The organism is Mesorhizobium sp. PAMC28654, assembly GCF_020616515.1.
Classification (GTDB): Bacteria; Pseudomonadota; Alphaproteobacteria; order Rhizobiales; family Rhizobiaceae; genus Mesorhizobium.
This window is the reverse complement of sequence record NZ_CP085135.1, coordinates 1,774,577-1,789,195: the sequence shown is the minus strand read 5'-3', so window position 1 is coordinate 1,789,195 and position 14,619 is coordinate 1,774,577. Positions and strand designations below refer to the sequence as shown.

Annotated in this window: 12 protein-coding genes, 2 tRNA genes and 1 pseudogene; 9 read left to right on the top strand and 6 right to left on the bottom strand. The window is 61.1% G+C overall.

Going from position 1 to position 14,619, the window contains the following annotated elements; genetic code table 11:
- Positions 1 to 67 precede the first annotated feature (67 nt).
- The 3 genes and pseudogenes from LGH82_RS09140 to hdaA all read left to right on the top strand — a co-directional run bounded on the left by LGH82_RS09140 (position 68) and on the right by hdaA (position 2,487).
- A complete protein-coding gene (locus LGH82_RS09140) occupies positions 68 to 628 on the top strand; it encodes a CDP-alcohol phosphatidyltransferase family protein (protein ID WP_227349526.1) in 561 nt (186 codons plus the stop codon).
- A gap of 115 nt (positions 629 to 743) precedes the next feature.
- Positions 744 to 1,780 (top strand): annotated as a pseudogene (locus tag LGH82_RS09135) (AI-2E family transporter).
- A 5-nt stretch (positions 1,781 to 1,785) separates the two neighbouring features.
- Positions 1,786 to 2,487 (top strand): DnaA regulatory inactivator HdaA, encoded by a 702-nt coding sequence (gene hdaA, locus LGH82_RS09130; protein ID WP_227348196.1) that lies wholly within the window; start codon positions 1,786 to 1,788, stop codon positions 2,485 to 2,487.
- A 231-nt stretch (positions 2,488 to 2,718) separates the two neighbouring features.
- Here the strand turns inward: hdaA and LGH82_RS09125 are convergent, their stop codons facing one another.
- A complete protein-coding gene (locus LGH82_RS09125; protein ID WP_227348195.1) occupies positions 2,719 to 3,144 on the bottom strand; it encodes a cupin domain-containing protein in 426 nt (141 codons plus the stop codon).
- 160 nt (positions 3,145 to 3,304) lie between these two features.
- Positions 3,305 to 3,381, bottom strand: a tRNA-Pro gene (locus LGH82_RS09120).
- Positions 3,382 to 3,602: 221 nt separating this feature from the next.
- Between LGH82_RS09120 and LGH82_RS09115 the strand changes: the two genes are divergently transcribed.
- Both LGH82_RS09115 and LGH82_RS09110 read left to right on the top strand, forming a co-directional pair.
- Positions 3,603 to 3,908: an ETC complex I subunit gene (locus LGH82_RS09115; RefSeq protein WP_227348194.1), complete on the top strand. Its 306-nt coding sequence runs from the start codon at positions 3,603 to 3,605 to the stop codon at positions 3,906 to 3,908.
- Between the two features lie 58 nt (positions 3,909 to 3,966).
- A tRNA-Arg gene (locus LGH82_RS09110) sits at positions 3,967 to 4,043 on the top strand.
- A gap of 130 nt (positions 4,044 to 4,173) precedes the next feature.
- Here the strand turns inward: LGH82_RS09110 and LGH82_RS09105 are convergent.
- From LGH82_RS09105 to LGH82_RS09095, 4 genes are read right to left on the bottom strand one after another with little or no spacing between them, the layout of a single operon-like run.
- The gene (locus tag LGH82_RS09105) at positions 4,174 to 5,400 is read right to left on the bottom strand and encodes a c-type cytochrome (protein ID WP_227348193.1); all 1,227 of its coding nucleotides are present in this window, start codon (positions 5,398 to 5,400) and stop codon (positions 4,174 to 4,176) included.
- Positions 5,397 to 6,752: a GMC family oxidoreductase gene (locus tag LGH82_RS09100; RefSeq protein WP_319799930.1), complete on the bottom strand. Its 1,356-nt coding sequence runs from the start codon at positions 6,750 to 6,752 to the stop codon at positions 5,397 to 5,399. The genes LGH82_RS09105 and LGH82_RS09100 overlap by 4 nt, the downstream gene beginning before the upstream one ends.
- A 38-nt stretch (positions 6,753 to 6,790) precedes the next feature.
- Positions 6,791 to 7,162: a hypothetical protein gene (locus tag LGH82_RS33480; protein WP_319799929.1), complete on the bottom strand. Its 372-nt coding sequence runs from the start codon at positions 7,160 to 7,162 to the stop codon at positions 6,791 to 6,793.
- Between the two features lie 2 nt (positions 7,163 to 7,164).
- Positions 7,165 to 7,914, bottom strand: coding sequence for a gluconate 2-dehydrogenase subunit 3 family protein (locus tag LGH82_RS09095; RefSeq protein WP_227348192.1), 750 nt, complete (start codon positions 7,912 to 7,914; stop codon positions 7,165 to 7,167).
- A gap of 503 nt (positions 7,915 to 8,417) precedes the next feature.
- Between LGH82_RS09095 and LGH82_RS09090 the strand changes: the two genes are divergently transcribed.
- The 4 genes from LGH82_RS09090 to LGH82_RS09075 all read left to right on the top strand — a co-directional run bounded on the left by LGH82_RS09090 (position 8,418) and on the right by LGH82_RS09075 (position 14,613).
- On the top strand, positions 8,418 to 9,539 hold the full coding sequence (locus tag LGH82_RS09090) for an efflux RND transporter periplasmic adaptor subunit (RefSeq protein ID WP_227348191.1): 1,122 nt from the start codon (positions 8,418 to 8,420) through the stop codon (positions 9,537 to 9,539).
- A 9-nt stretch (positions 9,540 to 9,548) separates the two neighbouring features.
- A complete protein-coding gene (locus LGH82_RS09085) occupies positions 9,549 to 12,641 on the top strand; it encodes an efflux RND transporter permease subunit (RefSeq protein ID WP_227348190.1) in 3,093 nt (1,030 codons plus the stop codon).
- Between the two features lie 285 nt (positions 12,642 to 12,926).
- Positions 12,927 to 13,148 carry a hypothetical protein gene (locus LGH82_RS09080; protein ID WP_227348189.1) on the top strand — a complete coding sequence of 74 codons (222 nt, stop codon included), beginning with the start codon at positions 12,927 to 12,929 and terminating at the stop codon, positions 13,146 to 13,148.
- Between the two features lie 238 nt (positions 13,149 to 13,386).
- Entirely contained in the window at positions 13,387 to 14,613 is a 1,227-nt protein-coding gene (locus tag LGH82_RS09075) for an anion transporter (protein WP_227348188.1), read from the top strand.
- Positions 14,614 to 14,619: the final 6 nt, after the last annotated feature.

Genomic DNA, 14,619 nt, shown 5'->3' with positions numbered 1-14,619 from the left:
GCTGGTCCTTGCAGCCATGCATCGTCTCCATCATGTATCAGCAAAACAAGAGCGACGGGATATGCGTTTGACCATCCCCAACATGATCACGATCATGCGCCTGGTGCTCGTGCCGGCCGTGGTCCTGGCCATGCTGGACATGCGCTGGGATTGGGCCTTCGCCGGTTTCCTCGTCGCCGGCATTTCGGACGGCGTCGATGGTTTCATCGCCCGCCGCTTCAACCAGCATTCGCGCCTCGGCGCCTATCTTGACCCGATGGCCGACAAACTGCTCCTGGTCTCGGTGTTCGTGGTCATGGGCTTCATCGGCGAACTGCCGTTGTGGCTGGTCGTCACCATGGTCTCGCGCGACGCGCTGATCGTCTGTGCCGTGCTCTTGTCGACCGTCATGAGCCATCCGGTCGAGATGAAGCCGCTGTTCGTGTCGAAGGCCAATACCGCCATCCAGATCGTTCTGGCCGCGGTGGTGCTTGGCGAACTGGCCCTGGCCGTTCACCTCGACCCATTGAGGCCGGTGCTCATATTGCTGTCGGGGGTCTTGACCGTGGCTTCGGCCGCGGCCTATCTCGTGGCTTGGCTGAGGCATATGAGCGGCTATGGCGAAGGCAGTACACCAGGCACGAGTTGACGAGGCTGCCGGCGATACAGCCGGGGCGGCGCCATCATCCGCCATTCACCGGCAGGTCGTGTTCTGGCTGGTTGGCGGGTTCCTGCTTGCGCTTTTCCTCTATGTTTTCAGTGCCATCCTGCTGCCCTTCGTGGCAGGCATGGTGCTCGCATATTTCCTTGATCCTGTTGCCGACAGGTTGGAGCGGCTTGGGCTTTCCCGTCTGATGGCGACGATTGTCATCCTCATCACCTTTCTCGTCGTCCTGGTGCTCGCCTTCGTCGTTCTCATCCCCGTCCTGGCCACCCAGATGGCCGAATTCGCCAGCAAGCTGCCGGAATATCTGACGCGCCTGCAGACGCTGCTGACCTCCTTCGACCCGAAATGGCTGGAGGACAAATTCGGCGTCAATGCCAATGGCTTGCGTGACGGACTGAGCTCGCTATTGAGCTCCGGCTTCGGCCTCCTGTCGACGGTGTTCACATCGATCTGGAGTTCCGGCGTGGCGCTGGTCTCGGTGGTCAGCCTGTTCGTGGTGACGCCAGTGGTCGCCTTCTACATGCTGCTCGATTGGGATCGGATGGTCGCTGTGGTCGACAGTTGGGTGCCGCGCGACAATGTCGAGACGGTGCGGGCAATCGCCGCCGACATCAATTCGGCGACGGCCGGTTTGTGCGCGGCCAGGGCACGCTCTGCCTCGTGCTGGGTGCCATGTATGCCACCGGCCTGACCCTGACCGGGCTGAACTTCGGCATCCTCATCGGCCTGTTCGCGGGCCTGATCTCGTTCATTCCCTATGTCGGATCGCTGACCGGGCTGGTGCTCGCTGTCGGTGTCGCCTTCGTCCAATTCTGGCCTGACTGGACCATGGTGGTCGCCGTGGCCTGTGTGTTTTTCGTCGGCCAGTTCATCGAGGGCAACATCCTGCAGCCAAGGCTGGTGGGCAAGAGCGTCGGCCTGCATCCGGTGTGGCTGATGTTTTCGCTGTTCGCCTTTGGCGCACTGTTTGGGTTCGTCGGCCTGCTGATCGCCGTCCCGGCGTCGGCGGCGGTCGCCGTGCTCGTGCGCTTCGCCATAGCGCGCTATCTCGAATCGCCCCTTTACAAGGGCCGAGGGACCGAGCCGCCGCCGCCATTGCGGACACGCCGCGGCAAGGGCGCGCAACCGCGCTGAGCCCGATGGCAGATCAAACCGAACAACCGCGCCAGCTGCCGCTCGATCTAGGGCACGGCACCGGCTATTCGCGCGACGAACTCGTGGTGTCAGCCACGAACGAGCAGGCGGCGGCGCTGGTCGACCGCTGGCCGGACTGGCCATCGGCTGTCGTTGTCCTGGCGGGCCCTGCCGGCTCCGGCAAGACGCATCTGGCATCGATCTGGCAGGCCCGTGCCGGTGCCTTGAAGGTTGACGCAAGGCGCGTCGGCGACTGCATCGCGAATCTCGGCGCGCGCCCGGTTTTGATCGATGATGTCGATGCAGGTCCTGTCGACGAGCACGGGCTGTTCCACCTGATCAATGCCGTGCGCGGCGCGGGCTCGCATCTGTTGTTGACGGCACGGCGCTTTCCTTCCGCCTGGGGCGTCAGATTGCCGGATCTCGCCTCGCGGCTGAAGGCCGCGGCGACCGTCGAGATCCACGAGCCCGACGATTTGTTGCTTGCCGGCGTCATCACAAAGCTGTTCGCCGACCGCCAGGTCGAGGTAGAGCCGCACGTCGTTCAGTATCTGGTGCGGCGCATCGAGCGCTCGCTGGCGACCGCGATGCGGGTCGTCGAGCGGCTGGATCGTACGGCACTCGAGCGCAAGACGCCGATCACGCGTGCGCTGGCTTCTGAAACCATCAGCGCCATGGACGAAGGGCAGGGCGAGTTCGACATGTAGTGTGCCACAAAAGATCTCGGGCCCCTGTCCCATTATGGGAAAACAAAGCTGGCATTTATCTTGCTCCAACAGCTTGCCGGCTTAACCTCCGGTCCTGGTTGCGTTCCAAATCAGGTGTAGGCTCGCCGGGGTTGGGGCGATCGGGGTTCTCTCCCGGCGAGCTCGCCATCGGATCCGATGCATCGCGCACCGATGCGCTTTCGGATAGGTTGGTAGTCAATCCAACAGCGTTCAGCGGCGGCGATAGCCAGCGAGTTGGGCATCGTCGACGTCTGGCAAGTTGATCACGATGTTTTCCGGGGTACGGCACGCAAGCCACCACAACTCTTCCGTCGTGCTCATATTGGCCTCGAGATGCGGCAGGAACGGCGGCACGAACATGAAGTCGCCAGCCGAGAGCTCGACAAACTCCTGATAGTCCTTGCCAAAATATATGCGGGCATTGCCCGACAGCAGATAAGCGCCGGTTTCGGCCTCGCCATGGTGATGCGGCAGCGAACGGAAACCCGGCGCGTTGCTGGCCTTGCCGAACCACAGCTTCGTCGCCGAAGTATGTTGCGGCCCAACGCCGGTCACCAGCGCCATGCCGCCGGATTGGCTCGTCTTGTTGCTCTCCTGGCCTTTTCTGGTGATCACCGGCCGGTCGTTCGCTGCCATTTCTGAAAATCCCTGCCGTCCGCAATGTGCCATCTCGGGCATCTACGTTTCGTAGACTGGCACCAAAAATTGATCGACAGCAAGGGGTGGGTAAGGCGCATGCCAATTCGCAGGCGGACCAGGCGCCTCGGCAACGATTGTCTCAGGGGAAAGGAAAGGATGGTCGGAGTGGAGAGATTCGAACTCCCGACCCTCTGGTCCCAAACCAGATGCGCTACCAGGCTGCGCTACACTCCGAACGGTTTGTTGCCTATTCATTTCGGCGTTGCATGGCAAGTGTAAAAAACCATCGGCCTTGCCGCGAGCTGCATTGCGCAGTAAGGACGGGCATGGACGGGGCTTGGAAAACCGGAATCGGATTTCAGGGTCGTTGTCGATCGAAAAGTGCCGGAGCGTCCATGGGGCGGCCCGGTGATTCTGTGGCGGCGGTGTCGCCAGCACGTAGCAATGAGGTGGCCATGTCCGCGCGCATTTTCAGCCCAGCCAAGACCGCGATGCAGTCCGGTAAGGCCAAGACCGGCCATTGGATGCTGGAATTCGATCCCGAGATGCGCAAGAAGATCGATCCGTTGATGGGCTATACGACCTCCGGCGACATGAGAAGCCAGATTCGCCTCTCCTTCGACACCAGGGAAGAAGCGGTGGCTTATGCCGAAAAGGAAGGGCTCGCCTTCCGCGTCGAGGAGCCGAAGGAAACCAAACGCCGCCAGATTTCCTATGCGGAGAATTTCCGCTATGACCGCAGGATACCTTGGACGCACTGATCGGGAGACCCGATCGGCGTCAGGATAAGAGAATCCGCCGGCCCTCGGGTCGGCCAGCGGTCCCGTAGCTCAGATGGATAGAGCACCGGCCTTCTAAGCCGATGGTCACAGGTTCGAATCCTGTCGGGATCGCCAACTCTCAAAACTGCGAACGTACCCATTTCGCATGCTGGGAAGCGCGGTTTGGAGATTTGCCTCGTTTCCTCCCAGGCGAATAAGCGCTCGATTCACTACGATCCGTTCAAGCGTGACGCCGTGAGCGCGATCATTGCCGCAACTGCTTTCGCAAGGTCGCGACATCGGTCGGGCTTACCCGCGGCGCGGAATTACCCCAGCTGTTGCGCACATAGGTGAGAACGTTGGCCACATCCTCGTCGCTCAGGTTCCAGGCGTAGGACGGCATTGTCGGCGCGGTCGGCACGGCGTTGGTCGCCCCTGCCACGCCGCCTTCAAGCACGACCCGGATCAATGTCGTTGCATCGCCATTGTTGACGAGCGGCGCGCCGGCGAGTTTTGGAAATAGCTTTGGAACGCCTTCACCGGAGCCGATGTGGCAGGCGGAACAGCGATCGGCGTAGATGGCTTTTCCAGCAGCCATGCCCTTGTCGTCGGCGGCGAGAGGGGCTGGTGCACTTGCGCCGTCCCCGCCAACCGAAAGCAGATATGTCGCGACAGCCTTGAGGTCCGGGTCTGTCCAATGCTGCGATGACTTCTCGACCATTTCAGCCATTGGTCCCGACGCGATATCGAAACGATTCGCCCCCGTTTTCAGATACTGCACGATGTCGTCGGACGACCATGAACCGATACCCTTGTGGGCGTCGGCGGTGATGTCGGGCGCGTACCAGTTGTCCAATGTCCCGCCCTGCAGAAACTGGCCGCTCTTGTCGCCACCTGTCAGGCTCTTGGGCGTATGGCAGCTGCCGCAGTGGCCAAGGCCCTGAACGATATAGGCGCCTCGGTTCCACTCCGCCGATTTCGCGGCATCCGGCTGGAACTCGCCTTTGGTGAAGTTGAGAAAATTCCAGCCGACAAGGCTCATGCGGATGTTGAAAGGGAAGGGGAGCTGATTGGGCTCGACAGGATTGTTGACGGGCTCGATCGTCCGCAGATAGGCCCAAAGCGCGGCGTTGTCTTCCTTGGTAACCTTCGTGTAGGCGGTGAAAGGCATGGCCCCATAGAGATGGTATCCGCCTCGACCGATGCCCTGCGACATCGCGCCCTGGAAATCGTCCAGCGTCCATTTGCCGATGCCGGTATCGGGATCAGGCGTGATGTTGGCGCCGACAAGATCGCCGAAAGGGGTTTTCAGGACGACGCCGCCCGCGAACGGCTTGCCTGTCGACGTTGTGTGGCATGCCGCGCAATCGCCGAGAACCGCAAGATACCGGCCGCGTTCGACATGCTCGAAGGAAGCATCGCCGGATTGCGCATGAGCTACCGAAACGACAAGGCCGGCCGCGCTTGCAAGCAGTGCAACAAGTGCCTTCATGCCCGCACCAGTGCGCCCGGCGATTTCAGATATAGGGTACGGATGGCGTTCGCGGCCTTGAATGAAAGCGCGCCGACGGTGCCTGTCGGGTTGTAGCCAGGATTTTGCGGAAAGGCGGACGCGCCGACGACGAAGACATTGGGAACGTCCCAGCTTTGAAGATACTTGTTGACTGAACTTGTTTTCGGATCCGCTCCCATGACGAAGCCTCCGACCACGTGGGACGATTGATAGGGAACCGTGTTCCAGTGGCCTTTGCTGGGGCTCTTGACGATCTGGCGTGGGCCCATGGCCTCCGCGATTTCACAGACCTTGTCGGTGCAATACTGCGCCATCTTCAAATCGTTTTCCGGGAAGTCGAACGTCAATCGCAACAGCGGCCGCCCGAGGTGATCATTGTATGTCGGGTCCAGCGAAAGATAGTTGTTGCGCGTGGTGTAGCTGGATGCCTCGCAGCCGATGGACATGTTGCTCAGATAGCTCTTGACCGTCTGCCGCTTCCATTCGGTCCCCCAGCTCGGCGTGCCCGGCGGCACCGGGCGGTTGTTGATCGGCGCCGCGCCGATCGGCGTCACGCGTATGCTGCCGCCACCGAAGAAGCCGAGGCCCGAATGGTCGAAATTGTCATTGTTGAACTCATCGATGCCCATGCCGACCGCGCCGCCGCCGATGAACGGATTGAAGTTCTTGTCGTCGAAGAAAAGCTGGACGCCATTGGCGGTCTGGTAGGCATAGTTGCGCCCCGTCGTCCCGGTATTGGTTTGCGGGTCGTAGGGCGTGCCGATGCCCGACAGAAGCATGAGGCGCACGTTCTCGAAGGTGAATGCCGTGACCACGACAAGCTCGGCGGGCTGCTCCCACTCCTGACCCGACGTGTCGACGAATACGACGCCGGTCGCGCGTTTCCCGCTGGCGTCCTTGGTTATCCGCAGGACTTCGGAATTCGTGCGCGCGGTGAAGTTGGACTTGCGCACAAGCACGGGCAGGATGGTCGTGATCGCGCTGGCCTTTGAATAATTGGCGCAGCCATAATTGGTGCAGAAGCCGCAGAAGGTACAGGGGCCCATCGTGACGCCCAGAGAGTTGGTATAGGGCTCCGAAACTAGCGCCGAAGGCACCGGAAATGGCTTGTAGCCCATGTTGCGGGCGGTTTCGGCAAACAGCGTCGGCCCATAGGGTTGCCGCAGAGGCTTGGTGGGATACTCGTTCGAGCGCGGGCCTTCGAACGGATTTCCACCTTGCTGGATTTCCCCCCTGAGGTTGCCCGCCTTCCCGGAGAGGCCGGTAATCTTGTCGAAGGCGTCGTAAAAGGGCTCCATCTCCGACCAGTCGGTGCCCCAGTCCTGAAGCACGAGTTCTTGCGGGATCGCTGCGGCGCCATATCTCTCCGTCAGGTGGCTGCGCAGCCGAAATTCCGATGGTTGAAACCGGAAGGTGATGCCGGCCCAATGGTTGCCGGCGCCGCCTGTTCCGTTACCCGGGTGGAAGGAACCCCAACTGCGCATCGGCAGCGCGGTTTGAGAGGGATTGTTACGCGCGGTGATGGTGTCTGCGCGGTGCGCAGCATCAGCTCCTGCCGCTGAACGTAGCGCAATTCGTCGGGAGCGGACGCAAGGTTGAAATCCGCCGCGGTATCGCGCCACGGACCCCGTTCCAGGGCAACGACGTCCAGCCCTTCATCGGTCAGTTCGTTGGCGATGATGGAGCCGGCCCAGCCAAGGCCAATGATAACAACGTCCGTCGCGGGAAGTTTCGTTGCCATCGTCAGCCCTTTGCTTTCCAATCGGGCCGGCCTGCAATGCTCAGGGGCGGCAGGTCGATCTTCTGGTTATGCATTTCCACATAGTCGCGATAATCGTAACGGGCGCCGGGGAAGCCAAGCATTTTCCACGACACCATGTCCCTGTTGCCGCCGTAGATCGGGTCGGCGAAAAAACCTTCCATCGTGTTGGTAAGAATGGTGGCGAAAAACAGTTTGGCATCGATGCCTTTGAGCGTGATGTCGCCGTTTTGAAGCCCGGTCAGAACTTTGTCGCGCTGGTCGGCGGAGAGGTCGGCGAAGGACTGCTTGAAAATGTCCTGACAGTACGATTCCAGCCCCGCCAGACCGACGCGATATCGTTGCTGGGGGACGAGGGACGACTGATCGCCCTGCTCGGGAACTCCAGCCTGGAAAGGTCCTTGCATATAGAGGCGTTCGAATGTGCCGAAGGAGCCTGCCAACTGCCGGTCGATGAATTCCGCGCATCCGGCATCCTTGCCGCTGACGCTGAGCTCATCCGCTGGAATCAATCGCTCGACGATTGCTTCCACCGCCGCGGCTTCCTGGGGCGTAAAAAAATGCCATCCGCCGGGTTCGAGCGTTTGCGGCGGGCTGTAGTCGAAGGGTGTCCAGGGTGCCGCGCCCTTGATGATCACGGCCCCAGCCTTGCCGGCGGTTGCCAAGAGGATGACCGCCGTGGTCGATAGCAGAAACTGTCTACGGCTTGTTCCTGGCTGCTCTTGTTTGTTCATGGAACGAAACTCGGTGGCTCGGAAAGGAAAGCGAAGGTCTTGATTAAGTCGGCTTGGCCAATCGTGGCAACGCCGGCGATGCTGGTTCATGCAGTTGTGCGGACTCCGTCTTCGGCTGCGACGTCTAACCTTTCTCCTCGGCGCAGGGCGCGCATGACCTTGTCAAGGCGCGCGCCTCGCGAATGCCGAGAGGCTGGCGTCATCAAAGCCGCTGGTGGCTTCGATGGCTACATCTCCAGGTTGGGAAAGCTAACAACCTGTTAGCCGAACGTTTACCGTTTGAATCGCTCACGGCTTCGTCACGGGATTTTGATTGGCAAGCATGCCGGATCGGCTCACAGCTAACGTTGCGGGCCGATACAATCGGCCGCCCGCTTGACGCAGAGGATGAGAACGAGCCGCCACAAGTCAAAATCCCTCTTTATTTTCCCGGCGCACGCCAGACCTTGATGCCATTCTCCAGCAAGTTGCGAGGAGCGGAGTTCACAGCAATGAAATTACGCATGGCGATCATGCTGATCGTGATTGGCGCGATCCTGGTGGGGATCTTCGGATTCCAGGCTTTCAAAAACCACATGATCGCCGCCTATATCGCCAACCTGAAAGCCCCGCCTCAAACCGTTTCGACGATCGATGCGCCGATGAGCCCCTGGCAGACCGTGTCGCGTGCGGTCGGCGGTTTCACTGCTGTCCAGGGCACCAACCTGTCGGCCCAGGTGCCGGGCATCGTGCAGAAAATCGGCTTCGAGGACGGGCAGGATGTGAAGAAGGGCGCGCTCCTGATCCAACTTCTGGCCGATCAGCAGATTGCCACCCTGCAGCAGTTCCAGGCGACCGTGACCAATGCGCAGGTCACCTATGACCGCGACGTATCGCTCTTCAAGACACGGACCGTTGCACAGTCCCAGGTCGATAGCGACCAGGCTGCCCTGAAGGGAGCGCAAGCCCAGGTCCTGGCACAACAGGCCCTGATAGACCAATATTCGATCAGAGCGCCATTCGATGGCAGGCTCGGAATCAGGCTGGTCACGCTCGGCCAGTATCTGGCGGCCGGCACCAGCGTGGTCACGCTGCAGTCGCTCGACCCGATTCAACTGGACTTCACCATGCCGCAACAGGCTTTGTCTCAATTGAAGGTCGGACAGGCGGTGACCGCGACGGTTGATACGTATGGCACCCAGGGCTTCGACGGAAAGATCACGGCGATAAGTCCGCTGGTCGACAGCCTGAGCCGCAGCCTGACCATTCGCGCGAGCTTCCCGAACCCTGACGACAAGCTGTTGCCGGGAATGTTCGGCAACCTATCGATCGCAGTGGGCGCGCCGCAGAACTACATCACCCTGCCGCAGACGGCGGTGACCATAAATCCCTACGGCAATGTCGTGTTCGTCGTCACCAACAAGGGCAACGGCCCTGACGGCAAGCCGCAACTCGTCGCGAGCCAGACCTTCGTCACCACGGGACAGACCCGTGGTGACCAGATCGCCGTGGTGAAGGGGTTGAGCGAAGGACAGACAGTCGTCACGTCCGGTCAGTTGAAGCTCAACAACGGCACTCCGGTCATCGTCAACAATACGGTGCAGCCGTCGAATGATCCGAATGCATCGCCGGCGAATCCGAACTGAGGCCCGGCCATGAACGTCACGGACATCTTCATTCGCCGGCCGGTTCTAGCCCTGGTGGTCAGTGCGCTCATCGTGGTCATCGGGTACCAGGCTTTCCGCTCGCTCACGGTGCGGCAATATCCACAGACGCAGAATGCGGTGGTTACCGTGTCCACGATCTATGCCGGCGCCGCGCCGGACGTGATCGCGGGCTTCATCACGACACCGCTGGAGAATGCCATAGCCCAGGCCAACGGCATCGACTACATGACCTCGTCCAGCACCAGCGGCCAGTCGACGATCACGGTCAATCTTCGTCTCAACTACAGTGCCGACGCGGCGATGACCGAGATCAATGCCAAGGTCTCCTCGGTAATCAATCAATTGCCCTCGGGCACTCAGCAGCCGGCCATGTCGGTCTCGGTCGGACAGACCACCGACGCCATGTATCTGGGCTTTCGCAGCGACGTGCTCGCGGCCAACCAGATCACCGACTACGTGACGCGGGTGATCGTGCCCAGGCTGCAGGCGGTCAACGGCGTGCAGACAGCGGAAGTGCTGGGTGGCAAGACCTTCTCGCTCCGGGCCTGGCTGAAGCCGGACAGGCTGTCGGCCTATGGAATGACCGCGGAGGATGTCTGGACGGCGCTCGCAAACAACAACTACATTTCGGGCATCGGCACGACCAGGGGCCAGATGACGCAGACGGTTCTGACCGCGCAGACCACCCTGAGTTCCGCCGAGCAGTTCAACCAGCTGGTGGTCAAGCAGGTCAACGGCGCCATTGTCCGGCTGAAGGACGTCGCGACCGTGTCGCTGGGCTCGCAAAACCCGGACGTTCAGGTCGCCTTCGACGGACAGACAGGCGTCTTCGTCGGTATCCAGGTCGCGCCGACGGCCAATCTGCTCGACGTCGTCTCCGGCATCCGTACCGTCTTTCCCGATGTTCAAGCGCAATTGCCGCACGGCCTCGAGGGTTACATCGTCTACGACACCAGCGTCTTCGTGACGAAGTCGATCGAGGAAGTGGTGAAGAGCCTGCTCGAAGCGTTGGTCATCGTCATTTTCGTGGTCTTCGCGTTTCTGGGGTCGCCGCGTTCCGTCGCCATTCCCATCGTAGCCATTCCGCTTTCACTGGTTGGCACCTTCGCGATGATGCTGATCTTCGGCTTTTCCATAAATCTTCTTACCTTGCTGGCGCTCGTGCTCGCCATCGGCCTTGTCGTCGACGACGCGATCATCGTGGTGGAGAACGTCAATCGTCATATCGAGGAGGGCGCGCAGCCGATGCAGGCCGCGCTGGACGCCGCGCATGAACTGGTCTGGCCGATCCTGGCGATGACCGTCGTGCTGGTGGCCGTGTATGTGCCGATCGGCTTCCAGGGCGGGCTGACCGGCGCCCTGTTCAGCGAGTTCGCTTTTACACTGGTCGGCGCCGTCACCGTGTCGATGATCATCGCGCTGACGCTGACGCCGATGATGTGCTCGCGCATCCTCAAGCCGCATCTGACCGACCGATCCGGCTGGGAGGAGCGTATATCGGACTTCATCGACCGTCGCTTTTCCGAGATCCATCGGCCGTACAAATATCTGCTTCACGGCAGCCTCAACACGATACCCGTCACCCTTGTCTTCGCGACCATCGTTCTCGGCAGCATCTATTTCCTCTACACAAGCGCCAAGAGCGAACTCGCTCCCACCGAAGATCAGGGCGCCATTCCCGCGCAGGTGACGAACGCCCCCAATGCCACGTTGCAACAGAAACTGCTCAACTCGGATCAGGTAACCAAGATATTCCGCAGCTTCCCGGAGACTGACAAGGCGCTGCAGATCGAGGCGCCCGGCACCTCGTTCGATATCATGGTGCTGAAACCCTGGGATGAACGGACCCGGACGGCCGCGGTGCTTCAGCCGCTGGTCCAGAATGCCCTCGGCACGATCGCGGGCGGTCAGACGGTTGCCTTCCAGTTTCCCTCGCTTCCCGGGGCGAGCGGCTTGCCGGTTCAGTTCGCCATCGGCACCACGAATGGCTTCAACCTGTTGAACGACGTGTCCACCACCTTCATGCAGGAGGCGCAGAAGTCGGGCATGTTCATATTCCTGACCAAGGATCTCTACGTCGACAACCCGCAGTACTCGATCAAGATTGATCGCGACAAGGCAGCCGCGCTCGGCCTGCCGATGAGCAGCGTCGGCACGGCGCTGGCCACGATGCTGGGTGGTGGCTACGTCAACTATTTCAGCATCGCCAACCGTTCCTATCAGGTCATACCGCAGGTCGAGCAGCGGTCGCGCCAGAACATCGACCAGATCATGAACTATCCGATCGCAACCGTGAACGGCGCCCAGATTCCATTGTCGGCGATCGCGACCGTAAGCCTTGATGCGACTCCGCGCTCGGTCGCGCATTTCCAGCAGCTGAACTCCGCCACGATTTCCGGTGTCCCCGCGCCGGGCGTCGCGGTGAGCGATGCGCTGAATTCGCTCAGGTCAATCGCGGCCCGCACGCTGCCCCAGGGCTTTTCAGTCGACTATGGCGGCCAGTCGCGGCAGTTCGTGCAGGAATCAAGCGGCATGGCGGCCACCTTCGCGCTTGCCTTGATTATCGTCTTCCTGGCGCTTTCCGCCCAGTTCAACAGTTTCCGCGACCCGCTGATCATCCTGGTTTCGGTTCCGATGTCGATTGCCGGCGCGCTGGCCTTCATCAGCTTGGGCATCGGCGGCGCGACCATGAACATCTACACGCAGGTCGGCCTGGTGACGCTGATGGGGCTGATCAGCAAGCACGGCATTCTCATCGTCGAGGTGGCCAATACATTGCAAGCCGCCGGGCAGTCGAAGCGCGAGGCGATAGAAGGTGCGTGCGGAATCCGGCTTCGCCCCATCCTGATGACCACGGGCGCCATGGTGCTCGGCGTCGCTCCCTTGATCCTGGCTTCAGGCGCGGGGGCCGCGTCGCGCTATAATATGGGGTTGGTGATCGCCACGGGTCTTGCCATCGGCACGCTGTTCACCTTGTTCGTCGTGCCGGCTGTCTACATGGTGCTTGCCGAGAACCATCGCAAAGTGGAAGCCGAAGCATCGGAACCGGTGCGCGCATTGAGCCGGCTAACCATCCACTAGGTGTACAAGGCGTGCGAGCACGGGTTGATCTTGCCGCAAGCCCGCTGATTTGACGGGAGGGTGTGCGGCCGGGGCTCTCGCGTTTTGCGATCTCGGCCGTCAATGGTAGCGGATCTTTCGTTGGGCGATCACGGGCTCGACAGTATTATTTCGTGAACTCGACGCTGGAACCTTCGTGCGCACGACCCGTTCCAAGGCGTTGCATTCGCAAATCCTCATGTTCAGGCAACGAGCGAGGTGGGCGGGAAGGCAAACAAACCTGGGTTGGGGGAGGAGCATCGTGCCATGTCGAACCGTGAAATTGCAACGTCCCACATATTGGGGCTGCGCATTGCCGATCTGAGAGCCAGAATGCGGAATGCTGATATCACCGAGCATGAAATGAGAACCTTTCATAAGGTCGCTGCCATCATGGGAGGAAGTGAGGGCGCGCTGCGCCTCGATGCCGACGACCTTATCGCGGCATCCTTCGTTGTCGAGGCGCTGGGCGACCCCACGTTGAATTGACAACCGATGGCTGCTCTTGGCCAAACAGGGCTTCCGGTGTTCAAGGAACAATGAACATGGTCCACCACCGCTCAGAGGCCGTCATCGTTTTTTAGCGCGAATATCATAGCGAGGTCGGCGCGGGTGATCTTGCCTCGGTCTCACCGATTTATCGGTCGGATCTGCAATCGGCGCTTTCGCTTTGCGGGAGCGTCGGTAAAAGCTGCGTTGGGAAGGTTGCGGGCGGGGTTTTCGGCGAATGACATTCATCGGCGCGGCGGCATTGTTTATCTTGGTCCTGACCTACGCCGGTGTTGCCATAGGCCGCATTCCGGGCTTGCGCCTCGACAGGGCAGGGATCGCGTTGCTCGGCGGGGCAGCGATGATCGCCATTGGCGCGCTCAGCATGGAAGACGCCTACCGCGCCATCAACTTCGACACCATCACACTGCTGCTCGGCATGATGATCGTGGTCGCGCACCTGAAGGTCTCCGGCGCCTTTCGCGGCCTCGGCGGCTACGCCATCGAACACGCGCATGCGCCGTTCATGCTCTTGGTGATGGTGACGCTGCTGACAGGCGTGCTGTCGGCATTCCTGGTCAATGACGCCATCTGCCTGGTCATGGCGCCGATCGTCGTCCACGTCACCCGTGTTATCAAGCGCAACCCCATCCCTTATCTCATCGCCACCGCCACGGCCTCCAACTGCGGCAGCGTCGCCACCATCACCGGCAATCCGCAGAACATGGTCATCGGCGCGCTGTCGGGAATTTCCTATCCAGCCTTTTCGGCGGCACTGGCTCCCGTCGCCCTGTTCGGCCTCGTCGCTGTCATCATCATCATTCGCCTGGTCTTCCGCGCCGAATTCGAACGGAAGGTCGAGCTCTCTCCGGAAGTCTATCGCGGCCGCATGCACACCGGTCAGGTCATCAAGGCGGCGGTCGTCTGCATCGGTCTGGCCATAGCCTTCTTTGCCGGCGTTCCCGTCGCCAAGGCAGCGCTTATCGGCGGCGCCATCCTGCTGCTCACCCGCGCCATCAAGCCGGCGCGCATCTACCGCGAGATCGACGGTCCCCTGCTGTTCATGTTCGCCGGCTTGTTCGTGGTCGTTGCCGGCGCCGAAAAGACGCTGCTCACCCCCGAGATGATTGCCTCGGCAAAAAACCTCGGTCTGGACGATGTCTGGCGGCTGTCAGGCTTCACCGCGGTTCTGTCCAACATCATGAGCAATGTTCCGGCGGTTCTCGCGTTGCGGCCATTCATACCCGGCCTGGAAGATCCGCAGCGCGCCTGGCTGGTTGTCGCCATGAGCTCGACGCTGGCCGGCAATTTCACGCTGCTCGGGTCAGTTGCCAACCTGATCGTCGCCGAACAGGCGCGAGCCGCCGGCACGACGCTGTCGTTCGGCGCCTTCTTCAAGGTCGGTCTGCCGCTGACGTTGATTACGCTTGCCGCTGGCACTGCCTGGCTGGCGCTAGGATTTTAGTGGCCG